This is a genomic window from Pseudomonas sp. P129, from assembly GCF_020312195.1.
GTDB classification, from domain to species: Bacteria; Pseudomonadota; Gammaproteobacteria; order Pseudomonadales; family Pseudomonadaceae; genus Aquipseudomonas; species Aquipseudomonas fragariae.
Genome location: NZ_JAGPYS010000003.1, coordinates 335,099 through 359,631 on the forward strand (window position 1 = coordinate 335,099; position 24,533 = coordinate 359,631).

The 24,533-nt window shown below is 59.7% G+C and carries 22 protein-coding genes and 2 pseudogenes; 7 read left to right on the plus strand and 17 right to left on the minus strand.

Annotated features, from left to right (window positions below; translation table 11 throughout):
• Positions 1–3: 3 nt before the first annotated feature.
• Positions 4–213 (minus strand): DUF2945 domain-containing protein, encoded by a 210-nt coding sequence (locus KBY02_RS11265; protein ID WP_011266858.1) that lies wholly within the window; start codon positions 211–213, stop codon positions 4–6.
• Positions 214–571: 358 nt separating this feature from the next.
• Between KBY02_RS11265 and KBY02_RS11270 the strand changes: the two genes are divergently transcribed.
• Positions 572–2,311, plus strand: a complete 1,740-nt coding sequence (locus tag KBY02_RS11270; RefSeq protein ID WP_011266859.1) for a dipeptidase — start codon at positions 572–574, stop codon at positions 2,309–2,311.
• 86 nt (positions 2,312–2,397) lie between these two features.
• Here the strand turns inward: KBY02_RS11270 and KBY02_RS11275 are convergent, their stop codons facing one another.
• On the minus strand, positions 2,398–3,654 hold the full coding sequence (locus KBY02_RS11275; RefSeq protein ID WP_004406604.1) for a sensor domain-containing diguanylate cyclase: 1,257 nt from the start codon (positions 3,652–3,654) through the stop codon (positions 2,398–2,400).
• 319 nt (positions 3,655–3,973) lie between these two features.
• Here KBY02_RS11275 and KBY02_RS11280 point away from each other — a divergent pair, with 319 nt between their 5' ends.
• Positions 3,974–5,344: a gluconate:H+ symporter gene (locus KBY02_RS11280; RefSeq protein WP_116893756.1), complete on the plus strand. Its 1,371-nt coding sequence runs from the start codon at positions 3,974–3,976 to the stop codon at positions 5,342–5,344.
• Between the two features lie 51 nt (positions 5,345–5,395).
• Here KBY02_RS11280 and KBY02_RS11285 read toward each other — a convergent pair whose 3' ends face one another.
• On the minus strand, positions 5,396–7,642 hold the full coding sequence (locus KBY02_RS11285) for a putative bifunctional diguanylate cyclase/phosphodiesterase (protein ID WP_011266860.1): 2,247 nt from the start codon (positions 7,640–7,642) through the stop codon (positions 5,396–5,398).
• Between the two features lie 552 nt (positions 7,643–8,194).
• On the opposite strand from KBY02_RS11285, the gene KBY02_RS11290 reads away from it, so the two are divergent.
• Positions 8,195–8,464 carry a hypothetical protein gene (locus KBY02_RS11290; RefSeq protein WP_004406599.1) on the plus strand — a complete coding sequence of 90 codons (270 nt, stop codon included), beginning with the start codon at positions 8,195–8,197 and terminating at the stop codon, positions 8,462–8,464.
• Complete coding sequence (locus KBY02_RS11295; RefSeq protein WP_096135881.1) at positions 8,451–9,197, plus strand: zeta toxin family protein; 747 nt, start codon at positions 8,451–8,453, stop codon at positions 9,195–9,197. Before KBY02_RS11290 ends, KBY02_RS11295 begins: the two co-directional genes overlap by 14 nt.
• 107 nt (positions 9,198–9,304) lie before the next feature.
• Here KBY02_RS11295 and KBY02_RS11300 read toward each other — a convergent pair whose 3' ends face one another.
• The 12 genes and pseudogenes from KBY02_RS11300 to KBY02_RS11355 all read right to left on the minus strand — a co-directional run bounded on the left by KBY02_RS11300 (position 9,305) and on the right by KBY02_RS11355 (position 20,435).
• On the minus strand, positions 9,305–9,991 hold the full coding sequence (locus KBY02_RS11300) for a GntR family transcriptional regulator (protein WP_004406597.1): 687 nt from the start codon (positions 9,989–9,991) through the stop codon (positions 9,305–9,307).
• Positions 9,988–10,383, minus strand: coding sequence for an oxalurate catabolism protein HpxZ (hpxZ, locus tag KBY02_RS11305; protein ID WP_003341909.1), 396 nt, complete (start codon positions 10,381–10,383; stop codon positions 9,988–9,990). Before hpxZ ends, KBY02_RS11300 begins: the two co-directional genes overlap by 4 nt.
• Positions 10,384–10,386: 3 nt before the next feature.
• A pseudogene (locus tag KBY02_RS11310) lies at positions 10,387–11,058 on the minus strand (cysteine hydrolase family protein); the annotation flags it as partial.
• Entirely contained in the window at positions 11,055–12,596 is a 1,542-nt protein-coding gene (locus KBY02_RS11315; RefSeq protein ID WP_161632405.1) for an ABC transporter ATP-binding protein, read from the minus strand. The pseudogene KBY02_RS11310 and the gene KBY02_RS11315, both read right to left, overlap by 4 nt.
• Entirely contained in the window at positions 12,593–13,279 is a 687-nt protein-coding gene (locus KBY02_RS11320; RefSeq protein ID WP_024639185.1) for a cysteine hydrolase family protein, read from the minus strand. The genes KBY02_RS11315 and KBY02_RS11320 overlap by 4 nt, the downstream gene beginning before the upstream one ends.
• A gap of 4 nt (positions 13,280–13,283) precedes the next feature.
• A complete protein-coding gene (locus KBY02_RS11325; RefSeq protein WP_032656334.1) occupies positions 13,284–14,300 on the minus strand; it encodes a formamidase in 1,017 nt (338 codons plus the stop codon).
• Positions 14,301–14,327: 27 nt separating this feature from the next.
• Positions 14,328–15,248 (minus strand): ABC transporter permease, encoded by a 921-nt coding sequence (locus KBY02_RS11330; RefSeq protein ID WP_225650356.1) that lies wholly within the window; start codon positions 15,246–15,248, stop codon positions 14,328–14,330.
• Positions 15,241–16,350 carry an ABC transporter permease gene (locus KBY02_RS11335; protein ID WP_032656338.1) on the minus strand — a complete coding sequence of 370 codons (1,110 nt, stop codon included), beginning with the start codon at positions 16,348–16,350 and terminating at the stop codon, positions 15,241–15,243. Before KBY02_RS11335 ends, KBY02_RS11330 begins: the two co-directional genes overlap by 8 nt.
• Before the next feature lie 9 nt (positions 16,351–16,359).
• The gene (locus tag KBY02_RS11340; protein ID WP_032656339.1) at positions 16,360–17,469 is read right to left on the minus strand and encodes a BMP family ABC transporter substrate-binding protein; all 1,110 of its coding nucleotides are present in this window, start codon (positions 17,467–17,469) and stop codon (positions 16,360–16,362) included.
• 15 nt (positions 17,470–17,484) lie between these two features.
• Positions 17,485–19,290 (minus strand): allophanate hydrolase, encoded by a 1,806-nt coding sequence (atzF, locus tag KBY02_RS11345; protein WP_024651232.1) that lies wholly within the window; start codon positions 19,288–19,290, stop codon positions 17,485–17,487.
• Positions 19,291–19,513: 223 nt separating this feature from the next.
• Positions 19,514–19,894 (minus strand): glyoxalase superfamily protein, encoded by a 381-nt coding sequence (locus tag KBY02_RS11350; protein ID WP_032656341.1) that lies wholly within the window; start codon positions 19,892–19,894, stop codon positions 19,514–19,516.
• Positions 19,895–19,955: 61 nt separating this feature from the next.
• Complete coding sequence (locus tag KBY02_RS11355; protein ID WP_011266867.1) at positions 19,956–20,435, minus strand: Lrp/AsnC family transcriptional regulator; 480 nt, start codon at positions 20,433–20,435, stop codon at positions 19,956–19,958.
• A gap of 172 nt (positions 20,436–20,607) precedes the next feature.
• Here KBY02_RS11355 and KBY02_RS11360 point away from each other — a divergent pair, with 172 nt between their 5' ends.
• A complete protein-coding gene (locus KBY02_RS11360; RefSeq protein WP_004406576.1) occupies positions 20,608–21,228 on the plus strand; it encodes a LysE family translocator in 621 nt (206 codons plus the stop codon).
• Positions 21,229–21,276: 48 nt separating this feature from the next.
• Here KBY02_RS11360 and KBY02_RS11365 read toward each other — a convergent pair whose 3' ends face one another.
• Complete coding sequence (locus KBY02_RS11365; RefSeq protein ID WP_004418871.1) at positions 21,277–22,698, minus strand: sugar porter family MFS transporter; 1,422 nt, start codon at positions 22,696–22,698, stop codon at positions 21,277–21,279.
• A gap of 205 nt (positions 22,699–22,903) precedes the next feature.
• Here KBY02_RS11365 and KBY02_RS11370 point away from each other — a divergent pair.
• Together KBY02_RS11370 and KBY02_RS11375 are read left to right on the plus strand one after the other, a co-directional pair.
• Positions 22,904–23,011: pseudogene (locus tag KBY02_RS11370) on the plus strand (ester cyclase); the annotation flags it as partial.
• Positions 23,012–23,108: 97 nt separating this feature from the next.
• Complete coding sequence (locus KBY02_RS11375; RefSeq protein ID WP_004406575.1) at positions 23,109–23,735, plus strand: glutathione S-transferase family protein; 627 nt, start codon at positions 23,109–23,111, stop codon at positions 23,733–23,735.
• A gap of 587 nt (positions 23,736–24,322) precedes the next feature.
• On the opposite strand, the gene KBY02_RS11380 is transcribed toward KBY02_RS11375, so the two are convergent.
• Positions 24,323–24,484, minus strand: coding sequence for a DUF2986 domain-containing protein (locus KBY02_RS11380; RefSeq protein ID WP_011266868.1), 162 nt, complete (start codon positions 24,482–24,484; stop codon positions 24,323–24,325).
• Between the last annotated feature and the right edge of the window lie 49 nt (positions 24,485–24,533).

The window sequence follows — 24,533 nt, forward strand, 5'->3', positions numbered from 1 at the left end:
CAATCACGCGCGCTTGAGTGCACCCCCATGATGCATCGCCGAATGACCGGTCTTGTCGCTCTTCACTTCGTACTGCGGATCGTCCTTTGAAGCGGGCCGATGTTTGCCCATGAACTCCACGTCCTGCACATGTACTTTGGTGACTTTGCCATGCACCTGGCCTGCCTCGGAGTTCCAGTGTACGGCGTCGCCAACTTTGAATGCGGTGGTCATTCAGATGTCCTCGAGTGGGGAGCGACTGATCTGCAGCGTTCGCTCGGTACTGTTCGGAGTGTTCGGCGCGGCAAGAATTCACTGCGGTTGATCATGTGGTTGGCCTTTATCTTGCTCATGTATCTGCAGTCCGTTATCAAGGAAGTGATGACATGAGGAAGTGGCTTACAGGCGCACAGATTACCAATGATCAAACCCGGGCTGTTATTGACGGCGTCATGCAACACGGCCGCGCATTGTCCGAGGCGAAAGAGGAAAACAGGGATTCTCGCATCATTGCTCTTGGTGTAAGTTGAAAAGCTTGCTGATCAAACGATCAGAACATTCGCGCTTTGCTTGCCAAGGAATGCCTTCAATAATGAATCTGTCACTCAAAAAACTGGCTGCCTCCACCTTGATCCTGGCCAGTCTCTCGTCGTTCGCCAGTCTGGCAAACGCCACTGTCACTGCACAACAGAGCGCCGTCATCCTCAAGACGTTCAGTGATACGTCGGTAAAGGATTTCAGGCAGTTTCTGAACAGTCTGGCCAACGCTGATGTGGTTAAAACTGCCGATTTTGGCCCGGCCATCAGTGCCTTTCTCGATAACAAACCACTTTCCGCAGCGCAACAAAACGATATTCATCGCCTGCTCGGTCTGTATACCCGCATGAAGTACGGCAGCGCGGCGACTGAAACCCTGCGTGAGCTGGTGGCGATTCCCACGGTTCGTGTCGACGGCGTTGCCCAGCACGAAAACCCGGCGTTCATAAAGATTGCCGACAAGATCAAGAGCCTTGCCGAAGGCTTCGATCTGAAGTTTCGTAACGTCGATAACCGTGTGTATGAAGTGTCGCTCGACGGGGCCAGTGATGAAGTGGTGGGCATTCATGTGCATGCCGATGTTGTACCGGTCACGCTGGACAACTGGGTCTTGCCTGACGGCACTCGTCTGGACCCGTTCAAGGTGACGTTGATCGGTGATCGCATGTACGGGCGCGGTACCGAAGACGACAAGAACGGTATTGTGGTGGCGCTCTATGCCATGAAAGTCATCAAGGAAGAAAAACTGCCGCTGGCCAGAAACTTCAAGCTGCTGATCGATACCACGGAAGAAACCGCCGGCGACGCCATCCCTTACTATTTTGAGCGTAACCCGACGCCTGCCTACAACCTGGCGCTGGATGGCGGTTATCCCGTTGTGATCGCAGAAAAAGGTTACGGCACGGTCATGGCCAGCTTTGCCCGACGCCAGGCAGAAGGCGAGGGTGCCGAGATCGTTTCAATGACCGGGGGTATGGCCACCAATCAGATTCCATCGAAGTCGGTCGCCACTCTGCTGACCGACAAACCTGCCGAGCTTGCTGCCAGTCTGCAACAGGCCGGAGCCGAGTACGTGAAAAGCAATGGCGGTGACTTCGAGGTCGATGCCAGGGTCGACGGCAAGGACGTCAAACTGACCGTGACCGGCGTATCCGCACACTCATCGGCGCCCCAGTCCGGGGTCAATCCGGTCGCGAGGATGCTGGATTTCATCAACAGCCTGCAGGGCAAGGTGGCGCTCAAACATAACCAGATCACCGACGCTGCTCGCTATGCCGCCGACAACTGGGGGCTCGATTACCTGGGCAGCAAGTTGGGCGTCGGGTTCTCCGACGACTTCATGGGGCCTCTGACCGCATCACTGACGTACGTCGCAATGGATGAAAAGGCATTCAAGCTTGCGGTCAATCTGCGCGTGCCGAAGGGCAAGTCCCCACAGGTGCTCAAATCCGAAATCGCCGAAAAGCTGGCGGCCTGGAGTACGAAAACCGCGATCAAGCCAGCGTTCGACTATTCCATTGCCGAGCCGATGTACCGCAATCCCGAGGGTGAGTGGGTCAAGGCGCTGCTCGCTGTCGCCAGTGAAAATCTCGGTATGGAACACACCTTTGGCACGTCGGCTGGCGCGACGTCGGTCCATTCATTACCCAACGGTGTGCAGTTCGGTCTGGCGAGACCCGAAGTCAAATACACCGGTCATACGGATAACGAGTTCAAGACCACCGGGCAGTTCTTGCTGGATCTGCAGATCGTCACCGAGATGATGGGGCGTATCGGACAACTGCCAAAGCTCTGACACGATTTCCGGGCCTGTTGCAATGACAGGCCCGGGTTCAATGCGCAGGCAAACGAGGCGGCCAACGAGTAAAACCAAGTCTTGGTCTAAGCGCATTCCACCCGGTTGCGGCCCAGGCGCTTGGCCTGATAAAGCGCCTTGTCTGCACGCTGAATGAGGCTGGCGGCCGTTTCCCCGGCGCTGAGCTCTGCAACGCCCAGAGAAATGGTCACCGACCCGGTTTCCGGAATCACCAGGCTTTCAACGCTGTTGCGAATGCGTTCCGCGAGTTCGGCAGCCTGTTTCAACGAGCTGTCGGGCACCAGGATCAGAAACTCTTCTCCTCCCCATCGAGCGGCGACATCCAAGAGGCGGATACGCTGTTTGAGGATGGCCGCAACGCTGGTGATTACGCTGTCGCCGGCAGGATGGCCGTACCGGTCATTGACCGCCTTGAAATGATCGATATCGCAGATGATCAGGCTGAACGGCTTGCCCGACATGCTCACCGCAGGTATTTGCCGCTCAAGCGTATGCTCGGCCGAGCGACGATTATCCAGCCCGGTCAGCGGATCGCTGTGCGCAATCTCCAGCAACTTTTGTTCACGGCCCAGGCGTGTGGTCACATCCTGGCTGATGCTGACGTAATGGGTGATTGCGCCCTCCAGATTACACAGTGGAGAAATGCTGTGTTCCGCATAGAACAGCGAGCCATCCTTGCGCTTGTTGATGAAGGTCGTGCGAAGCGGGGCGCCACTCTTCAGCGCTTCCTTGAATTGCGCATAGAACGCCTCATCGTGTTTTCCAGAGCTCAGCATTCGCGGGTTTTCGCCGAGGATTTCGCTGCTGCTGTAGCCAGTGATCTGCTGAAAGGCCTCATTGGCAAACACGATGGTGGAATTGCAGTCGGTGATGATAATCGGATCAAGCGCAGCGTTCAGCGCCTGCGCCAGCAGGTGTTGCTCACGCTCGGCGCGGATGCGCGGGCTGATGTTCTGCTGCACAGAGACAAAGTTGCACACCGTACCGGCATCGTCGCGCACGGGAGAAATTTTCCACTCGACGATGTAAGGACTTCCGTCCGCGCGGTAATTGACCGTCGACCCTTCGAAAAAAAGACTTTCGCTCAGGCATTCGCGCATCCGCTCGATCACTTGGGGATCGGTGTCCGGGCCTTGCAGGATCCGTGGCGAGGCTCCGATCAATGCCTCGGCCGTGTAGCCGGTCATGGCGCAGAATGCCGGATTGACGTACACAATGAAGGGGCCGCCATTGGCCAGATTGGCGTCGGTGATCAATACGGCATTGAATGACTGTTCAACAACTGCTTCAAGCAAGGCAAGACGCTGGCTGGATGAGGTCATCTGATTTCCTGTCGAGTGATCCGTTAATTGATCGCGGCTCTGATCAGATAATGTGTGACGCAATGCCGGTTGGACGATGGATGCCGTGGGTTGGACCGCAGGCACTGAGCACTGGTTGCACAGGCACTATACCTCCATGAATAAACGGGTGCATAACGCCCCCATGCAGCGCCCAAGTATCTGACCGGTTTGGCAAATATTAACTGCGACGCGATGTCGCATTCCGGTATCGTTCGGTCAATTGAAACTAATTGTTTCTGATTCTTTCGAGGAGTGTGCTGAAAAGCACTCTGAAAAAACGAACGCCAGGAGGTCCGCGTTGGATTTGTCGTCTGCTGCCTGGGTGTTTCACGACACCCGCCTGATTATCTGCTGCCTGATTGCCATCGCCACGATCATCGTGCTGATCAGCGCCACCAGGTTGCCCCCCTTTCTCTCCATTCTCGTCGGCACGTTCATCGCCGGCATCGGCGCAGGTTTGCCAGCCGAGGCTGTCGCAAAGGCCTTCAGCAAAGGCGCGGGCAGCATTCTCGGCGAGGCCGGAATCATCATCGCGCTGGGGGCAATGCTTGGCGCGCTGATGGCCGAGTCGGGGGCTGCGGATCGCATCGCTTCCACTTTGCTCAGGCTGGGCAAGGGCCGCACGTTGCCGTGGATAATGGCGCTGGTGGCGATGGTCATCGGCTTGCCGCTGTTCTTTGAGGTCGGTCTGGTGCTGATGGTGCCGATCATCTTCGTCATGGCGCGTCAGTCCGGTCAGCCGCTGCTGAAAATCGCGATTCCGGCACTGGCGGGCATGACCACCTTGCATGCCCTGATGCCCCCGCATCCCGGCCCGTTGATTGCGGTCAGCGCGTTGCATGCCGATCTGGGGCTGACCATGCTGCTGGGGTTGTGCATTGCCGTGCCGGCAGTGATTCTCGCCGGCCCGCTGTACGGCAACTGGCTATCCGGGCGCATGCACGTTGAAGAGCCCGCCGAGCTGGGTGAGTTGTTCAGTGCCAAGCCTGAAACCAGCCGGCATCCTGGGTTTGGCATCTCGCTGCTGATCATCCTTTTACCGGTGATCCTCATGCTCGGCAGCACCTTTGCCAAGATAGCGCTGGAACCTGAAAGCAACATCGCGCTGACCTTGAAGTTTCTAGGCGAGCCCCTGGTGGCGCTAGGCATCGCGGTGCTGGCGGCAACGGTTTGCCTGGGCTGGGCCAACGGGCTTTCCCGTGAGCACGTCGGCGGTACATTGCGCAAAAGCCTCGCGCCCATCGCTGTGCTGTTGCTGACCATCGGCGCGGGTGGTGGTCTGAAGCAGACGCTGCTGGATGCCGGTGTCAGCCAGACCATCAGCAAGGTGGCAGAAGGTGCGCACATGCCTTATCTGCTGCTCGCCTGGCTGATTGCCGTGGCACTGCGTCAGGCCACCGGGTCTGCGACCGTGGCGACCACGACGACGGCGGGTATCCTTGCGCCGATGATGGCCGGGCTGGCGCCGGTGCAGGCATCGCTGGTGGCGCTGGTGATCGGTGCCGGCTCGGTGTTCTTCTGCCACGTCAACGATGCAGGCTTCTGGATGGTCCGCGAATACTTCGGCCTGCAACTCAAGCAAACCATCTGGGTCTGGTCGGTGTTGCAGACCATCGTGTCGGTGGTCGGGCTGGTCGGGACATTGCTGTTGTGGCACTGGCTGACGTGAAATGCTGCGGAATGGCCGGGAGTCAGTCCGGCCCATCAACGTCGGCGTAAATCAGGCAGTGCATTCGGCTGCGGACTTGATGATATGCAGCAATGCCTCTGAGCGCATCGGCCTGTTCAGCAGATAACCCTGAAAGTAAGGGCAGCCCATTTTGCGCAGCAGGTTGTATTGTTCTGCTGTCTCCACACCTTCCGCCGTGATATCCAGGTTCAGCGCTCGTCCCAGCGACAGGATGCTGCTGACAATGGCTTCGCTGCGCTCATACGTCATCATTCGGGACACGAAGGACCGATCGATCTTCACGGCATCGATCGGGTAACGGTCGATGTAGCCGAGCGAGCTGTAACCCGTGCCGAAGTCATCCAGCGCCACTCTCACGCCAAGCTGCCTGATCTGCCGGAGAATCTCCGCGATCGCGTCAGGCTGATAGAGAAACACCGACTCGGTGACCTCGATCTGCAGTTGTGTAGCAGGCAGGCCGGTGGAGGCAATGATCCGTGTTACCCGATCGACGAATCCGGGATGGCTCAACTCTTTTCCGGACACGTTGACATTGAGCCTGAGGTCCAGATGAGAGAACTCCTTGCGCCAGGCCTGCACTTCGCTGCAGGCTTTGTGCATTACCCAGGCACCCAGCTCATGAATAATCCCCAGGTCTTCGGCAATCGGGATGAACGCATCGGGAGAAATGATGCCCATGGTGGCATGGTTCCATCTGACCAGGGCTTCGACCCCGACCAGGTGTTCACAGTTGCCGCTGTAGATCGGCTGATAAAAGACCAGGAAATCCTTGTCTTCCAGTGCCTGGCGCAACGCGTTCTGAATCATCAGCGTGTCGATCGCCGCCTCGCGCATTGAGGTGTTGAAGATGCTCCAGCGTCCTCGGCCCTGTTTTTTCGCGGAGTACATGGCCACATCTGCGTCACGCAGCAACTCTTCGGGCTTGGTATGACTTTCGCCTGCGCTGACGATGCCGATGCTGCAGGAGATGAAAATGTCCTGGCCTTCGATCTGGATTGCCGTGTTCAACTGGCTCACGATGCGTTCAGCCATTTTTACGGCAGTCTCCGGCTGATCCTTGCCCATCAGCAGGATCGCAAATTCGTCGCCGCCGATTCGCGCCAACACATCATTCGAGCGAACGCAGGTCTGCAATCGGTTCGCGACCCCCTTGAGCAACTGGTCACCGGCCAGGTGCCCCATGCTGTCGTTGACCACCTTGAAACCGTCCAGGTCCAGAAAGAGTACCGTTGCCCGTTCGTAACGAGACTTACGGGTTTCAAATGCCGTGGTCAATTCGTTCATCAGGTAAGCGCGGTTGAACAGTGAGGTCAGCTCATCGTGAAAAGCGATATAGGTCAGCTCTTCGGACATGCGCTCGCGTTCCTCCAGCCGGCTCTGTAACGCAAGCTTTTCCTCCCACTCCAGACGAGCTCGCTGAGCCAGTTGCTGAGATTCCTTGCGCTCGGTGATATCGCGCTGCACGGATACCCAATGGGTGAACCAGCCTTTTTCGTTGGCCACCGGCACAATGCTCAACTCGACCCAGAACTGGCTGCCATCCTTGCGGGTGTTGAGCAATTCGACTTCAACCGGTCGCCAGTGACTGAGAGCCTCGCGAATAATGTCCAGCGTTGCCCGACTGGTGTCCTCACACTGCAGGATCCGGGGCGTGCGGCCTATGACTTCCTCTTCCGTGAAGCCGGTAATTGCCAGAAACGCAGGGTTGCAATAGACGATACGCGGGCCGGGCAGATCGATGGGTTCCGCTTCGGTGATAAGAATCGCGTCATTGGCGTTGATGACCACCGATTCAAGCAAGCGCAGGCGTTCGAACGAGGTGACCAGCGGATTGTTGGCCTCGGGATCACGTCCCGGTTGCAGGTAGGTACGAATATGAACCGCCTGGGCCTGCAGCGCATAGCGTTGCGCAGCGCTCAGCACCATTGCGCCATCGCTGTTGCTCAACAGCATCGCGCCCAGCAACTCATGCCTGAAGCCACGGATAGCAACGTAGATCAGGGTAGTCCCCGGGCTGTTGGTCTGGATCGCATTCGCCGGACTGTCCTGACCGACCAGCACCACGTCGCCATACGACGAGACCATCCTCAACCATGCCTCATCCGCTTTGAGCAGGCTTTGGCCGCAGCTGACCAACTGTTCCCAGCCTGTAGCGCTGGATACCATCAGCAAAGCGGCGGTGCACGAGGCGGAGTGAGCAGCTGCCTGCAATACCTTGGCAACATCTTCAACATTCGTCGGTATGACGTGGTCGTGCTCATAGCCCTGTGGGTTCATCGATCGCTATTCCTGAATGGCTTGCATGTGTGGCCCGGATCATGTTCGGCAGCGCATAAGCCGTGGACCCGTTCCGTGGACCTCTTCCAGCTGCGCGGAGAGATGGTCTGATGGGTTCAGCTGATTTTTCAACCAGGACCACGTACAGACTTGATATTGCTAAAAGACGTTTAGTCGAGGCGACGACTGACCCATTGCATAACGAGCCAGACTGTCAGTCACCGGCCGAATAAACAGTGGAGGTTCATGTATTAATACAGCAAATACAGGCTGATGCCTAAGTGCTATTACGCGCTAATGCTTACGACAGGGCAGGTTTCAAAAGGTTGCATGGGAGGCTGGATGTCCGGATGGGCTGATTGATGCGCCTCAATTCAGTGGGCTCTTGCTTGCGGTTTTGTCTAAGTACTTTCGCCCACATCATGATCCGTCAGACCGTGGCGCTTCTCATGATTGGTAACACTGACGAGTATCGGTTGGTGTCGAAAAAAGCGTTTTCGGTCTATGATCTGGCCATTGAGGTTACGCTGAACATGCTGACGAGGAGGATTAATGCCTAGATCTTCAGAAGATGTACTGTCCGAAGAAGCTATTCAGGAGCTGGAAGCTCAGATTCCGGCCAAAGCGTCCCTTGCCACCAGAATGGCCTATGAGAAGGCAAAATCCTCCGGGCAGACAGTGTTGCTGTCCAAAGGAGGATTTATCGTCGCCGAATGTGCGGACGGCACTGAAGAAGTCGTTTGTGCCTCCACGCCGAGACGCAAGGTAGCGACCGGCTCCTTCAGGATCGGCCCAAGGTCCGCTACCAGTGCCCGTACCTAGGCTACGCGTATTTGCCGGCCCTAACGGTTCAGGCAAGAGCACCATCAAGCGCATACTTGATCCTGACCTGATTTACATTTACGTCAATGCCGACGACCTTGAGCGTGAGGCGGGCGATAATGGGTTTATAGATCTTTCCCCTTTTTCGATTGAAGATGATCAGCAAGCTTTCCGGGCGTTTTTCTCCTCGCACCCCCTCATTGAAAGAGAACGGTTGGCTTGTCAGGCTGAGCATTTCTTCATCACCGCCCAATCAGTATTGATTGAAGGCATCACATTCACTTCTTACCACGCCTCGGTCGTTGCTGATTTCATCAGGCATCAATTGCTTGTTCAGTCCGCCAGCTTCACGTTTGAGACAGTCATGTCGGACCGTTCCAAAGTGGAGTTCATCAAAAAAGCCAAGGCGATGGGATACCGGACTTATTTATATTTCGTTGCCACTGAAAACCCGAGTATCAATATCAACCGGATCGCGATTCGTGTTGGCGAGGGCGGGCACAATGTCACCCCTGAGAAAGTGCATGCCCGTTATCACAGATGCCTGGCGTTACTGCCGGAGGCTATCCAGGCAACGAGTCGAGCATACTTGTTTGATAACTCTGGAGATACTGCAGAACTCGAAGCAGAAATCACAGACGCTTCGATTGTCGAATACAAAATTGACGAAGTCCCGGAGTGGTGCAAAGTGGCCATTGAAGGGCTTGAACGGCTTATCGATCCGGAACCTTAGAAGTGCGCTTTATCGCAGTACAAACTCTTGACTGCCCACCGCAGGGCGCACAGGCGCTCACGTATCAGACCTGCCCCCCAGAAGTTTTGATTTGAAGCGTAGAAACCTCACGCCTCATACCGCCGCCGCGCATCACTGAGCATGGAGATCGTCAGTTTGCGTACTTCCAGTTTGCTGATCTCTACATGGGAACGCAGCAGCAATAAGGCTTCGTCACGTTTGCGCGCCTGAAGGGCATTGAGGATCGCGGCGTGTTCGAGGTAGGTATGTTCGATACGCGCGCTTTTGAAGAAGTCCAGGCGGCGCACAATACGGATGCGCTCGGTCACTTCCTGGTGGATGCGGGCCATTTCCAGGTTGCCTGAAGCGGCCACCAGTTGGGTGTGGAACTGTTCATCGAGGTCGGCGACCACTTGCATATCTATCTGCCAGCAATCGCGATCGATCAACCAGTGCTGGCGCAGAATAGTGAGTTCCGGATGCACTTCGGCGCAGGCACAGATGCGCTCGACCGCCGCGCACTCCAGCACGATGCGCAGATCGTAGAGCTGGTCGATCTGGTTGAAATCCAGAGGCTTGACTGACCAGCCACGCCGGAACTCGACGTCCAGGTAGCCTTCGCGTTGCAGGCGGTAGAGTGCGTCACGCACCGGCGTTCGCGAGACCTGATAACGGTCGGCCAGTTGGGTTTCGGTGAAGCGGTCGTAGGGCAGCAGGTAGAAGTCGAAAATCTCCTGCTTGAGCCGCCGATAGACGTCTTCAGCCAGCGCGTTGGTGGTGTTCGGGGAATTCAAGGGCGTGGCTCCAGGCTGCTCAGGTCAATGCTGACATGTGCGGCAACGACTTTCCAGCCGCCCTCCAGTCGCGCCCAGGTCTGCATCTGCCGACCAAGGCGCTGGGTGACGCCATCATGAAACTCGGTACTGACCGTGGCGAAGTCTTCACCGAAGGTGCTCACCACGGTGCGCAGCAGCGTGCGGCCCGGTCCCACCGGCTGACACTGGCGTCGATAGCGCGCAATCGTGTCGGCACCATGCAGGTTCTCCGCGACGCCGTAGCGAACGGTCTGTTCGGAATTCCAGAAATACGCATCCAGTGTGCTCAGTTCATTGGCCAGCAGGGCGCGTTCGTAGTCGTGAAAGGCGTGGGTCACTTCAGCGACCACGTGGGGGAGGTTGATGTCCATCAATGTGTGCTCCTTCTGTAGCGCCTGCTCCAAGTCTGTCAACGAGGCAACCCGGCCGACAATCCCGCCTTGTGCGGTGATCATCTCCAGCGTGGCCTGTTTGAACGCGGGAAAATAGCTTTCGGTCGCGTCTTCGATCAGCAGGCAGCGATAACCCCGGTCATTGGCTTCGCGCATGCTGGTCTGCACGCAGACTTCGGTGGTGACGCCTGCAAAGATCAAATGGGTGATCCCGGCTTGGCTCAGCCGCTGCTGCAGGTCGGTGGCGAAGAACATGCCTTTGCCGGGTTTGTCGATGACCCACTCGTCAGCGAGTGGTGCCAGGGCGTCGATAATCTGATTGCCGGGTTCGCCGCGAATCAGGATGCGCCCCATGGGGCCGGGATCGCCGATGCGCAGGCCCGGCGAGCCATGGTCACGTTTGGCTTGCGGGCAGTCGGCAAGGTCCGGGCGGTGTGATTCGCGGGTATGGATCACCGTCATGCCTTCATCGCGCGCCAGCGACAGCAGGCGTTGCACGGACGGTACGATGGCCTGCAACGGAGCGACGTCGTTGCCCAGTGCGGCACCAAAGCCGCCGGGTTCGAGGAAATCGCGCTGCATGTCGATGATCACCACAGCGGTACGGGACGTGTCGAAGGCGAAGCGGTCAGGGCGCGCATTGACCTTGTTCATGCCGGTTCCCCCGCGAGATGCTCGGCACCGGCCATGTGTCGGCCCAGCTCGGTACGGTCGGCGTCCGCTGCACGGGTTTCAAACACCAGTTCGCCGTCGTGAATGACCACGATACGGTCTGCCAGGCTCAGCAGCTCGTCGAGGTCTTCACTGAGCAGCAGGACCGCTGTGCCGCTGTTGCGAGCGTCGATCAGGCGCTGGTGAATGAGCGCGACACTGGCGAAGTCCAGGCCGAATACCGGGTTGGCGACGATCAGTACCGCGACGTCGTGGGTCAGTTCACGGGCCAAAACAGCGCGCTGCACGTTACCCCCGGACAAGGTGCCGATCGGCCGGTCAGGGTCGTTGGGCGACACCTGGAACTGCTCAATCAGGCTGCGTGCCTGGACACCTGCTGCGCGACGATCCAGGCGCCAGCCCTGGCGGCACAGCGGCGGCTGGTCGAAATTGCGCAGGGCCAGGTTGTCAGCCACGCTGAACGTGCCGATGCAGGCGTTGCGCAGGGGCTCTTCAGGCAGGCTGAACACGCGCAGGCGCTGCATCTGTTCACGCCGTGCGTGGTAAGGCTGACCGTCGACCGCTATCTGCCCGGCGCTGAAGGCGCGCTGGCCGAGCAGCGCTTCGGTGAGTTCACGCTGACCGTTGCCGGAGATGCCTGCAACCCCGACGATTTCACCCGGGTGAACGGCCAGAGACAGGTTTTTCACCGCCAGCGTGCCTTTGTCGCCAGGCACATCCAGGCCTGTCACCTGCAACTGCGGCGGGCGGGCCGCCATCACCGGGCGCTCGCTGCTCACCCCGCGTACCTGTGCGTCGCCCATCATCCACGCCGCCATCTGTTGCGTGGTGGTGTCAGCCACTGCCGCGCTGCCCACCCAGCGACCCTTGCGCAACACAGTGACGTCATCGGCGTAGGTGCTGACTTCGCGAAACTTGTGGGTGATCATCAGGACGGTCAGTTCGCCACGATGCGCCATCGCCTGCATCAGCCCCAGCACCTCGTCGGCTTCCTGCGGCGTGAGCACCGAAGTCGGTTCGTCGAGAATGACCAGTCGACGTTCCAGATACAGCTGCTTGAGGATTTCCAGTTTCTGCTTTTCGCCGGCCGCCAGGCTGCTGACCGGCCGATGGATGTCCAGACGAAAAGGCATTTTTGCCATGAACGCTTCCAGGCGTTGGTGCTCGCTGGCCCAGTCGATACGCCACGGCAGATCGCCGCGCGACAGCACCAGGTTTTCCGCCACGCTCAGGCCCGGCGCTACGGTGAAGTGCTGATACACCATACCGATCTGCAACTGATGGGAGTCGCGCGGGGTGCGAATCTCGTGTTCGCGGTTGTTGATCAGAATGCTGCCCGACTGCAGCGGGCTGTAGCCGATGATGCCTTTGACCAGCGTGCTCTTGCCGGCGCCGTTCTCGCCGAGCAGGGCGTGGACGGTGCCGGCGCGGACCTTGAAGGACACCTCGTCGAGCGCGCAAAAACTGCCGAAATATTTGCTCGCACCAATCGTCTCAAGGCTCGGGGCGCGCATGATCATGCTCCCAACAGGTCGCGAAGCATCGAGGAGTGGCCGACCGCACCGAACACGCCACCCTGCATTTTGACCATGCTCAGGGCCGCCGCATGGTTGCCAGGGTCGGTCGCCCCGCAGCAGTCTTCCAGCAGCAGGCACTCGAAGCCACGGTCATTGGCTTCGCGCAGGGTGGTGTGCACGCAGACGTCGGTGGTGATGCCGGTCAGGATCAGATTGTCGATGCCGCGAGTGCGCAGAATCAGTTCCAGATCGGTGGCGCAGAAGGAGCCTTTGCCGGGCTTGTCGAGCACGATTTCGCCGGGCAGCGGTGCCAGCTCGTCGATGATTTCCCAGCCCGGCTCGCCACGCACCAGAATCTTGCCGCACGGACCGGGGTCGCCGATCCCCGCGCCGATGCGCTGCGAGCGCCAGCGTTTGTTGGCGGGCAAGTCACTGAGGTCCGGGCGATGACCTTCGCGGGTATGGATGATGGTGAAGCCCAGCGGGCGCATTGTGGCGAGCAGCGCCTTGATCGGCTCGATGGGCGCACGGGTCAGCGCCAGATCGTAACCCATGCTGTCCACGTAGCCGCCGACGCCGCAGAAGTCGGTCTGCATGTCGATCACGATCAAGGCCGTGTTGTGCGCATGCAATTGCCCGTTCCAGGGCCAGGGGTAGGGCGCCGATGCAATATGACGTTCGCTCATGGCGTTACTCCTTCCAGCTGCCGGGGGTGGGTTTGAAGTCGCGCTCGGGGGCCGCAAAACCGCACGAGCTGCCATCGGTATGCACGACATCGTCTTCCCACGGCAGACGGTATCGGCCTGCGCTCAGATCGTGCATGTAGGTGTAAGGACAGTCGCGTGCGCCGCCCTTGACCGCCACATAGCCGCGATGCCCGAATTGATAGATGTTGTTTTCCACGCCCCAGTGCAGACGGGCTTCGCGGACCAGGTCGGGGCGCAGTTCGCAGCAGACGATTTCGTCGGGCCGGCCGCCCCCTTCGGCCATGATCGTGCCGTCGAAGTCGACAAACATCGCCTCGCCCATGGAGTCGAACGTGCCGTCGGAGCCGCACATGCAGACGCTTGCGGTCTGCATCAGGTTGGTGAAGGCGTTGCTCTGATTGGTGATTTTCCACGAGTGGCGGATCGGTGCGGTGTAACCCGCGGTGCGCAGCATGATGTCGGCGCCCTTGTAGGCGCACTCGCGGGCCATTTCCGGGAACATGCCGTCATGGCAGATGATCAGCGCCAGCTTGCTGCCGCGCGGTCCGTCGCAGACCGGAATACCCAGATCGCCCGGCTCCCACGGTTCGACCGGCACCCACGGGTGCAGCTTGCGGTAGTACAGGCGGATCTCTCCAAGGTCATCGACGATCAGGCCACTGTTGAACGGGTTGCCGTGCGGGTTGGCTTCCATGATCGAGAAGCAGCCCCATATCCGGTGCGTCTTGCACGCCTCGCGCAGTGCCATGACTTCCGGGCCGTCGAGGCTGCACATGATCTCCGGCGCCGTGCTCATCGACAGGCCGTGCAGCGAGTATTCGGGGAATACGATCAGATCCATGCCCGGATTGCTGCGCCGAGCCTTGGCAACCATGCCGACCACTTTCTGCGTCTGCATCCACAACGCCTCGCGCGTATGCGGATCGGGCAGCGCCAGTTGCGCCAGGCCGATCACCACGCCATTGGGCGACTTGTTCAAACCACCAAGACCACTGGCCATGCAATGTCTCCTCGAAAAAAGATCAGTTCATCGCGTCAGGCTGAGTTCGCCCGGCGCGCCGTTCAAAGTGCGACCACGGCGACAGGTGGCGTACATCACCACCAGCGTCAGCGCATAAGGTGCTGCGGCAAACAGGTAATAGCCGGTGCTGATACCGACCGCTTGCAGGGCCGGGCCGATGGCACCGGCAGCGCCGAACAGCAACGACGCCCACAGACACGCCAACGGGCGCCAGCGGGCAAAGATCACCAGCGCCACGGCCATCAGCCCCTGACCGCTGGACAGCCCTTCGTTCCAGCTGCCGGGGTAGTAGAGCGACAGATAGGCACCGCCGATACCGGCCAGCCCGCCGCCCACCGCAGTGGCCACGATGCGTACCTTGAGCGGTCGATAGCCCAGCGCCTGAGCGGTTTCGGCATGGTCGCCGACCAGACGCAGCATCAGCCCCCAGCGCGTGGTGCGCAGCCCCCAGTGCAGCACGAACGCCAGCGCTGCACCGACGAAGAACAGCACATTGATGTTCAGCGCCGAGCGCACGCGTTCTTCGCTGCTCCAGGCACCCAGCGCCAGTGAAGGCAGCATGGGCGCCTGTGGCTGGATAAAGGCTTTGCCGAGAAAGAACGCCAGGCCAGTGCCGAGCAGGATCAGTGCGATGCCGAACGCGATGTCGTTGACCCGTGGCAACGAGCACGCCAGCCCATGCAGCAGGCCCAGCAGAATGCTGACCCCGGCAGCCGCGCCGACGCCCAGCCACGCCGAGCCGCTGAGGCATGCGACGGCATAGCCGGACATGGCGCCCGCGACCAGAATGCCCTCCAGCCCCAGGTTGATCCGGCCGCTCTTCTCGGTCAGGCATTCGCCCAGGCTGACGAACAGAAAAGGCGTGCCGACGCGGATAGCGCCGGCCAGCAGAGCGAGCAGAAAGGTAGTCAGGTCGATATCAGCCATGTTGCAGTGCTCCCTTGCCGAGCGGCGCAGGCGCCGCCGTCAGCCTGATCTTCCAGGCGGCGATACGCCCACCCAGGGCTTCCCAGAGCAGCAGATTGGTGAACAGCAGACCTTCAAGAATCAGCGTGGTGGCGTCCGGCAGACCGAGCCGTCGTTGCAGCAGTCCGCCACTGGCTTCCAGCCCGCCGAGCAGGATGGCGCAGACGATAATGGCCAGCGGATGATGGCGAGCGGCGAAAGCCACGAGGATGCCGCTGGTGCCATAGCCTGCGATCAGCGCGGCGTTGGCGCTGCCTTGCACCGCGGTGACCTCGAACATACCGGCCAGACCCGCCGCCGCACCGCCCAGCAGGCAACTGAGCATGATCAGCCGGTCCACGGGCAAGCCGATCATCAGCGCGGTACGCACGTTGCCGCCGACCACGGCGAGGGCAAAACCCTTGACGCTGTGGCGCACCAGCACATACGCCAGCAGGCAGGCGACAACGCCCGCCACCAGTCCCCAGTGCACCTCGAAACTGTCGCTGATCGTGCCGATCATATAGGCATCGTCCAGCGGCGGCGTCGAAGGCTTGTTCAGGCTTGCCGGGTCGCGCAGCGGCCCTTCCACCAACTGCCGGAACAGTGCCAGGGCGATGTACGAAAGCAGCAGGCTGCTGATCGTTTCATTGACCCCGCGACGCTGGCGCATCCAGCCACTCAGACCGATCCACAGTGCGCCCACGGTCATTGCCGCGACCGCCATGCAGGCAAGCATCAAAGCGGCTGGCAGATGGCTGAGCCACAAGGGTGTCACTGCGGCAGCCAGACCGCCCAGTACCAGCGCGCCTTCACCGCCGATGATGATCAGCCCGGCCCGTGCGGGCAGGGCGACGCACAGCGCGGTGAGCATCAGCGGCGCGGCGCGTTGCAAGGTGTTTTCCAGGGCGAACCACGAGCCGAACGCGCCTTCGCCGACCAGGTGCAGCGCCTGCCAGGCAGGCTTGCCCTGAACCGCCAGAAACAGCCCGAACAGCACGCACGAGGAAAACACCGCCAGCACCGTAGGCAGCCCCGGCAACAACGCGCTGGCCAGGCGGCGCAGACTTATCGATGAACTCATGAATGTTCCTCAGAGCTGGCCAAGCACGCCTTCGACCAGGTAATTCATGCTCTCCAGAGCAATGTCGGTCTGGCCTTGGGCAACACCATCGGCAATCACCACGTTGCCCTTGTTGTCCTTGAGCGGGCCTTTGAAAATCACGAACTGACCGGCCATCATCTGCGCCTTGATGGCATCCGCTTTCTGTTTGGCGTCGGCTGTTACCGCAGGCCCGTAAGCGGACGTTTTGACGAAGCCTTCCTTGAGCCCGCCGCGCAGGAAGTTGATCATCGGCGCGCCGCTCTGGGCTGCCGCGACGTGAGCACGATAAGGCGTCTCCCAGTTCCATTCGGCCCCGGTCAGGTAGCCCTTGGGCGCCAGCGCAGCCTGGCTGGCGTGGTAGCCACAGGTCATCACGCCGCGTTTTTCAGCCGTTTCGACGATGACCTTGGGCCCGTCGACATGGCAGGTCAGTACGTCACAACCCTGGTCGATCAGGCCGTTGGCGGCCTCCGCTTCCTTGACCGGTAGCGACCAGTCACCGGTGAAGATCACCGTGGTGACGATGCTCGGGTCGACCGAGCGGGCACCCATGGCGAAGGCGTTGAGGTTGCGCAGCACCTGAGGCACTGGTTTGGCGGCGACAAAACCGAGCTTTTTGCTCTTGCTCATGTGCCCGGCGATCACGCCGTTGAGGTATTGCGCCTCGTCGATGTAACCGAAAAAGCTCCCCGCGTTCATCGGGTCGCGACCTTTCTGCCAGAGACCGCCGCAGTGTGCGAAACGGACGTCGGGGTACTTTTTGGCGACCTTGACCACATGCGGTTCGAAATAGCCGAACGAGGTCGGGAAAATCAACGTGGCGCCGTCCTGACGGATCATGGCTTCCATGGTCTTCTGTACGGCCACGGTTTCCGGAACGTTCTCTTCCTCGATCACTTTGACGTTGGGCAGTGTCTTGATGATGGCCGCTGCCTGGGCGTGGGCCTGGTTGTAACCAAAGTCGTCGCGAGCGCCGACGTAGATAAAACCCACTACCAGCGGCGCATCGGCTGAATAGGCGCGACCGAAAGGCAGCGCTGCGCTCAGGCCGATAATGCCCGCCAACTTGATGAAACTGCGACGATCAACATTCGACATGTGTGCTACCTCGGGTCATTGAGCGATGGAAGATGTGTGCGCGGCGCGGTAGGCGCGCCAGCCTTTGTAGTCAGTGATGTCCAGCGCGCCTTCAAGGCCGCCAGGCTCACAGATGAAACCCTTGACCCACTGGCCGTCGGCCAATTGCAGCGAGCCGATGCCCAGTGGCGCGGGAATGGCTGCGACGAAAGCGCCGAACTGGTTCAGCGGCATTTCCCAGACTTCTATCTCGATGCTCGCGCCCTGTTCAGCGACGCGCACCAGTCCCGGCTTCGGCGGCGACGTTTCTGCCAGCGCATACAGGCGGTAATCCGCGCTGGTGGTTGTGCTTCGCAGCAAGCGAGCGCCACCTTCAAGCAGTTGCCAGTTGAGCGGTTGGCCGACCAGATGCGCGCCGACGACCGCAACCTGTACGGTCGGGCTGTTATAGGGCAGGGGAGCCATTGCCACGGCGTCACGCTGGTCAGCCTGGCCGAACAGCGGCTGCCAGGCGGCGGCGATCTCTGCCAGGCGTTGATCGGCACCGGCCGGGCCAATCAGCGTGATACCCGCAGGCAGCCCGTCCGCGCGACGATCTGTCGGGATGGCGATGGCGCACATGTTCATCAGGTTGACGAAGTTGGTGTAATAGCCGAGCTGTGAGTTGAGCGCGACCGGGTTGCCGAGCACCGCTTCGATGGTCGGCATGCACGGCGCGGTTGGCACCACCAGCACATCGATGTCGGTCAGCAGTTGCTGCGCAGCGCGGGTCAGCTCTGCCAGGCGATAGCGCGCGTTGAACGTGTCCACGGCGTCGAATGAATCAGCGCTCTGCACAATGCCGCGCACCACGGGATGAATGTCGGCCGCGTTGCTGGCGAAGAATTCGCCGATGGCAGCGCGGCGTTCCGCCACCCACGGGCCTTGATACAGCAGGGCAGCTGCCTCGGCGAACACGTCGAACTCGATAGCGCTGACCGTCACCAGCGGGTCGTTTTGCAGGGCTTCCAGAGTTTTGAGGTAAGCCGCCTGTGCCTGCTCGTCACCGAAGAACTCGCAGTGCCGTGCGACGGCGACACGCCGAACCCTGCGCTGCACCGGCAATGCCTGCACGGCCACACTGGACGCATCCAGCGGGTCGTAAGCTGCAATGACCTGCGCCACCTGCCAGGCTTGCATCACATCGTTGGCAAAGATGGATGGGCAGTCCAGCGTGCGGCAGGCAGGCACGACCCCGCGGCTGCTGAACAGGCCAAGGCTGGGCTTGAGCCCGACGATGCCGTTGAAGCCGGCTGGCACGCGGCCTGAACCTGCGGTGTCCGTGCCCAGTGCAAAACTGACGTAGCCACGCGCCACCGCCACTGCCGAACCGGAACTCGAACCGCCACTGACGTAGGCCGGATCATGCGCATTGCGTACCGCGCCGTAAGGCGAGCGGACGCCCACCAGGCCTGTGGCGAATTGATCGAGATTGGTCTTGCCCATCAGGATTGCGCCGCTGTCGAGCAGCAGTTGCACAACGTGAGCATTGTCCTCGGGTACGTAGGCGAACGTCGGGCAGGCAGCCGTGGTCGGCATCTGCGCCACGTCGAAATTGTCCTTGACCGCAAAGGGCACGCCGAACAGCGGCAACCGGTCATACAGCGCATCGCCCATTTCTTCGGCGATGCCCTCCAGCGCCTTTGCCCGCTCGACAAGCTGTGCCAAGGGAACGCGATGAATCCAGACCTCTGCCCGGTCATCCGCATCAATATGCGCAGTCAGGGTATGCACCAGCGTCGTCAGCGTGGTTTCGCCGGAGCGGAGCGCCGACTGAAGTTCAGGAATATCGAGTGCGGTCATGGTGGTGTTCATTCATGTATACAAGATGAACTGACGCGGTTGCACGTTATGGGCCAACGTCGGCCGGAGGGCGATTTACGGCGGGATTACTGGCTATTGGCGGGGAGTTGCGCTGCAATCATGCGTCATGTGTGCGCTTGAATGCGTCTGTGTGCACAAAGATGGGTCGTGTCAGCCGCAGGGCGAATAGTATCGCCGCACGGCTGACATCAATGCAGGTTTCTCAGCTCTCGCAGAACCTGAGCCGGTTACCGAACGGGTCGCAGACTTCCAGTACCTTCCCCCAGCCTTGCTGAACAATGTCCGGGCGGGCATAGCCGTACTGCTTGCCGATCAGCTCATCGCGCAATTGCTCGATGTTCTGCGTCGGAATGAACACCGCCGCACCTGGACAGGCGTCACCGTGATGCTCGGAGAGGTGCAGGTTCAGCCCGTTACGGCTGACGCCCAGATACAACGGCAGATCCGCTTCGAAGCGGTGTTCGAATTCGATGCTGAAACCGAGAAAGTCGATATAGAACTCACGCGCTTTGCGTTCATCGAACATCCGCAGGATCGGGATGGCGCTGGTGAAGGTCACGGTGGCTGGCTCGGTCGTGGGCATGGCTATTCCTTTATTTGAAATGATGGGCGTGCAGTCATTGATGCCGATGCACGCATTTATGCTATGCGGGCTGCTTTACCGGGAACGAGACGAACGGTTTTATTTCCTTGAGGACGAACATGCTCTGCATTTCCTTGATGCCGGGTAATCGTCTGACCACGGTCATGGCGAAGTCAGCAAAGGAATCCAGATCGGGCGCTACGACCTGAAGCAGGAAGTCCGCATCGCCACCGATGCTGTAGCACGCCACTACATCTTCCAGCTGCATGACTTCCTTCTCGAATTTTCTGGCCTCGGCCTCACTATGACTGTCGATGCTGATACGAATGAACACCATGACGCCAAGCCCGATCTTGCGGCGGTCCAGTACGGCTCTGTAACCCTGGATATAGCGATGTTCTTCCAGCTGCCTGACCCGTCGCCAACAGGGCGAGGCAGACATGCCGATCTGGTCGGCCAGGGTCTGGTTGGTGATACGGCCATCCTGCTGCAGCGCCGTGAGGATCCTTACATCTATCGGGCTTAATGTCGGTTGGGTCATAAATACCGTTACTCCTCATGTTGCAGGAAATTTATACCGGTTTTAGCCATCCAGCTAGTAAGAACAGATGATTCTTTCCGCGTGGAAACACGTAATATTTTTCGACACAGGGGTTTGCCTTCTGGATCTCAAGCAAGCTCATTAATCAGCGTCAAGTCTCAAGGAGTGCAACATGCTTGATCTGACTCAGGTTCTTACGTATTCGGCAGCGTTGGGTATTGCCGCCGCCATTCCTGGCCCCGGTATGGCAGCGCTGGTCGCACGGAGTGTCAGCGGCGGTGCGGTGTCAGGCTTTTGCCTGCTGTCCGGGCTGATCCTCGGTGACCTGACCTATCTTTCATTTGCAGTATTTGGCCTTGCCATGATCGCCGAACACTTCAATGCGTTGTTTCAGGTAGTGCGATGGGGGGCCGCGATTTATCTGTGCTACCTGGCCTGGCAGTTCTGGTTCGCAGATCATCAAGCCATAGAAATCGGAAAATCAGCGAAGAAAAAAGAGTTGCTGTCCGCGGCCGCGTCCGGACTGACCATTACCTTGGGCAACCCCAAGACCATTGCCTTTTATCTGGCGCTTTTGCCGTTGGTCATCAATCTTGAAACGGTCTCTTTGCAGACATGGGGGCTGGTTCTGGTGCCGCTGACGGTGCTGGTACTGCTGGCGGTCGGGGCCGTGTTCATATTTGCCGCCTTGCGCATTCGACATTTGCTGTCGAGTGAGCGTGCGCAAAGAAAACTGTTTCGCGGTGCGGCAGCAATCATGGTAGCGGCGGCAGCTTCAATGCTGGTGCGCTGATCTGCCTGGAGGGTAGATGAGGCCGTTGAAGGCCTCATCCGGTCGCCGTTACAGCTCCTTCTTCAGATGCTTTTCGATCTGCTCCAACGACTTGCCCTTGGTTTCCGGCAGGCACAGGAACACGAAAATCAACGAGCCAATGTTGATGGCGGCGAAGATGAAGAACGTCGGGTTGCCGATGGTATCGACTGCGATCGGGAAAGTGAACGCTACCGATGCGTTGAACAACCACTGCATCGATACGGCCGTGCCAGTCAGCAAACCGCGCACCTGCATCGGGAAAAGTTCTGACATCAGCAGCCAGTAGACCGGCGAGATGCACATCTGCATGAACAGCAGAAACACCAGAATGCAGGCCAGGGCGGTATAGCTCTGGGTCATGTTCTGCGGCATGAACTGCAACACGCAACCGAGCGCTGCCTGCATCAGAATGACGATGACCAGACCGGTCATCAGCAAATGCCGACGCCCATAGCGGCCGATGGCCCAGATGCCCAGCAAGGTCGCGATGACTGACACCACGCCGTTGCCGATCGTCGCGGTCAACGCAGCGTTGGTGCCCATCCCGGTGTTCTTTAGAATGATCGGCGTGTAGTACATGAACGCGTTCACCCCGGTGAACTGCGCGGTAAAGCCCAGACCTACACCGATCAGCAGCAACTTGATGACCCAGCGCTGACGCAGCAATTCTCTTGCTTTGGGACGATGACGAGCTTCTTCGTCCTGCGCCTTCATCTCGTCGACTTCGCGCTGTGCGTCCTGTTTGCTGGGGCGCAGTTGCTCCAGCACGTCCTGCGCTTCGTCGAAACGGCCTTTGGAGGCCAGCCAGCGTGGCGACGCGGGTACGAAGAACGTGCCTACCAGCAGCAACACCCCTGGCACCATGGCGACTGCCAGCATGTAACGCCAGATCCCCGGTGTATGCAGCAAGGCGGCCATGACCGCACTCAGCACATAGGCGAGCAACTGGCCGCTGACGATCATCAGTTCGTTTCGGCTGACCAGCCGCGCACGCCGTGACGGGCCTGCGATCTCGGCGATGAACACCGGCACTGTTGCAGAGCCGCCGCCCACCGCGATACCCAGCACGAAGCGCGCGGCGATCATGAACGGAATGGACGGTGCAATGGCGGTGCCCAGTGCGCCGGCGATGAACAGCACTGACAGCAGGCGTAATGTGAGGCGGCGTCCGAAGCGGTCGGAGATATAGCCGCTGGCAAGCGAGCCGAACGCGGCGCCGACAATCAGTGACGCGGTAACCATCCCTTCGCTGTACGCATCCAGACCCAGGCCGCCCTGGTCGGCGGGCAGGGTCATGAACGGCAGGGCGCCGGCGATGATGCCAGTGTCATACCCGAACGCCAGCGCGCCCATGGTCGCCACAAGCACGGAGATAAAGATGAGTCGATTCGATGCAGCGCGTTGCCGGCCTTGCTGACCCGCCGCTGCTGAGGTGCTACTAGAAGACATGAATCTGAAGTCCTTGGCTTGAAACCAGCGTTGCGCCAGTACATGGATGTCACGCTTAGGGCGATGTCGGTCGCGCTAGTTCCCTACAACCCCACTCAGGATTGCATTTTTGGCGAAAGCCTTGAGCATGGGGCTGCTGAAACGATTAACTTTTTCTTGTCCTGATGACTGGATTTGTCTCTTTTTCCGTCATTGAGACTCAGTCTTTGGTGATGGCAAGATCGTCGGGGTCTGGTCGGTCATTGATAAAGCGGCAGTGGAACGCGAGCTTCGTGGCGAACCAGCGGGTGCTTCGAGTGACAGAGGCGCCTGAGCGAGTCGGGTACGTTCATCGAACGTAAAATCATTTCAGGGCACTCCGGGGTGGTAGCGCAGTCTTTTTTAGACACTCTCACCCGGCGGAGCCCGACATGATCACTGTCCATCACCTGAACAACTCACGTTCGCAGCGTATTTTGTGGCTGCTCGAAGAGCTCGACCTGCCCTACGAAATCAAACGTTATCAGCGCGACCCGAAAACCAACCTTGCGCCACCCGAGCTCAAGGCGGTGCATCCGCTGGGCAAATCACCTGTCATCGAAGATGGTCCGCACGTCGTCATTGAGTCCGGTGCCATTGTCGACTACCTGATTCGCCGCCATGGCGACGGTCGCCTGCAGCCGGACCCTGCCAGCGCTACTTACGACGAATACGTGCAATGGCTGCATTTTGCTGAAGGTTCGGCGATTCTGCCGCTGATGCTCAACCTGTACGTCGGACGCCTGGGTGACGCGGGCGCGCCGCTGCATCCGCGTATCCAGTCGGAGCTGGCCAACTATCTGGGCTATCTGAATGAGGCTTTGGGGCTGACGCCATATCTGCTTGGCGACGAGCTGAGCGGCGCGGACATTCAGATGAGCTTCATTGGCGAGTTCGCCAAGGCCCAGGGAATGCTGCAGTCCTACCCGAATGTGACCGCATGGGTTGAAAGACTGCAGGGCAGACCTGCGTACCGCAAGGCTTTGGAGCAGGGCGGCGAATATTCCTTTGCCAAGTAACCGCCGTGCCTGAAGCGCTTGCGCCGCACGATATTCGGGCTGATCGTTCCTCACGCTCCAGCGTGGGAATGCAGTTCTCGACGCTTTGCGTCGCAAGAGGACGCGGAGCGTCCGGAACGGCATACGACGCAGAGCGTCGCACGATAGTTGCGATGATCGTTCCTCACGCTCCGCGTGGGAATGCAGTTCTCGACGCTCTGCGTCGCAAGAGGACGCAGAGCCTCCGGAACGGCATACGACGCAGAGCGTCGTACGATAGTTGCGATGATCGTTCCGCACGCTCCGCGTGGGAGTGCAGGTCTCGACGCTCTGCGTCGTCAAGAGGACGCAGAGCGTCCGGAACGGCATACGACGCAGAGCGTCGCACGATATTCGGGCTGATCATTCCTCACGCTCCAGCGTGGGAATGCAGTTCTCGACGCTCTGCGTCGCAAGAGGACGCAGAGCGTCCGGAACGGCATACGACGCAGAGCGCCGCACGATAGTTGCGATGATCGTTCCTCACGCTCCGCGTGGGGATGCAGTTCTCGACGCTCTGCGTCGCCAAGAGGACGCAGAGCGCCTCACGATGGCGCTGACATGGAGGATCAGCCTTCAGACGGGCGGGTCGAGTCCTGATCCGCTTCGGCCGCCAGCTTCAAGCGGTCGGCCTTGCTGATGTATTTGTCTTTGCTTTGCGGGGCCAGTTTGGCGCTGGCCTTTTTGGCATGGGCCTTGAGCAACTGCTGGATTTTCTTGCGACGATTCATGTTCTTCAACCCGTTTGCACAGGCGCGAAGCATAGCAGTTTGCCTGTCG

Bases quoted from the DNA above. Each gene is read 5' to 3' on its own strand.
- KBY02_RS11325 (WP_032656334.1), bottom strand. From the start codon at position 14,300: ATGGCCAGTGGTCTTGGTGGTTTGAACAAGTCGCCCAATGGCGTGGTG.
- KBY02_RS11335 (WP_032656338.1), bottom strand. From the start codon at position 16,350: ATGAGTTCATCGATAAGTCTGCGCCGCCTGGCCAGCGCGTTGTTGCCG.
- KBY02_RS11380 (WP_011266868.1), bottom strand. From the start codon at position 24,484: ATGAATCGTCGCAAGAAAATCCAGCAGTTGCTCAAGGCCCATGCCAAA.
- KBY02_RS11270 (WP_011266859.1), top strand. From the start codon at position 572: ATGAATCTGTCACTCAAAAAACTGGCTGCCTCCACCTTGATCCTGGCC.
- KBY02_RS11375 (WP_004406575.1), top strand. From the start codon at position 23,109: ATGATCACTGTCCATCACCTGAACAACTCACGTTCGCAGCGTATTTTG.
- KBY02_RS11285 (WP_011266860.1), bottom strand. From the start codon at position 7,642: ATGAACCCACAGGGCTATGAGCACGACCACGTCATACCGACGAATGTT.
- KBY02_RS11360 (WP_004406576.1), top strand. From the start codon at position 20,608: ATGCTTGATCTGACTCAGGTTCTTACGTATTCGGCAGCGTTGGGTATT.
- KBY02_RS11290 (WP_004406599.1), top strand. From the start codon at position 8,195: ATGCCTAGATCTTCAGAAGATGTACTGTCCGAAGAAGCTATTCAGGAG.
- KBY02_RS11355 (WP_011266867.1), bottom strand. From the start codon at position 20,435: ATGACCCAACCGACATTAAGCCCGATAGATGTAAGGATCCTCACGGCG.
- KBY02_RS11315 (WP_161632405.1), bottom strand. From the start codon at position 12,596: ATGATCATGCGCGCCCCGAGCCTTGAGACGATTGGTGCGAGCAAATAT.
- atzF (WP_024651232.1), bottom strand. From the start codon at position 19,290: ATGACCGCACTCGATATTCCTGAACTTCAGTCGGCGCTCCGCTCCGGC.
- KBY02_RS11350 (WP_032656341.1), bottom strand. From the start codon at position 19,894: ATGCCCACGACCGAGCCAGCCACCGTGACCTTCACCAGCGCCATCCCG.
- KBY02_RS11340 (WP_032656339.1), bottom strand. From the start codon at position 17,469: ATGTCGAATGTTGATCGTCGCAGTTTCATCAAGTTGGCGGGCATTATC.
- KBY02_RS11330 (WP_225650356.1), bottom strand. From the start codon at position 15,248: ATGGCTGATATCGACCTGACTACCTTTCTGCTCGCTCTGCTGGCCGGC.
- KBY02_RS11275 (WP_004406604.1), bottom strand. From the start codon at position 3,654: ATGACCTCATCCAGCCAGCGTCTTGCCTTGCTTGAAGCAGTTGTTGAA.
- KBY02_RS11265 (WP_011266858.1), bottom strand. From the start codon at position 213: ATGACCACCGCATTCAAAGTTGGCGACGCCGTACACTGGAACTCCGAG.
- KBY02_RS11365 (WP_004418871.1), bottom strand. From the start codon at position 22,698: ATGTCTTCTAGTAGCACCTCAGCAGCGGCGGGTCAGCAAGGCCGGCAA.
- KBY02_RS11320 (WP_024639185.1), bottom strand. From the start codon at position 13,279: ATGAGCGAACGTCATATTGCATCGGCGCCCTACCCCTGGCCCTGGAAC.
- hpxZ (WP_003341909.1), bottom strand. From the start codon at position 10,383: ATGGACATCAACCTCCCCCACGTGGTCGCTGAAGTGACCCACGCCTTT.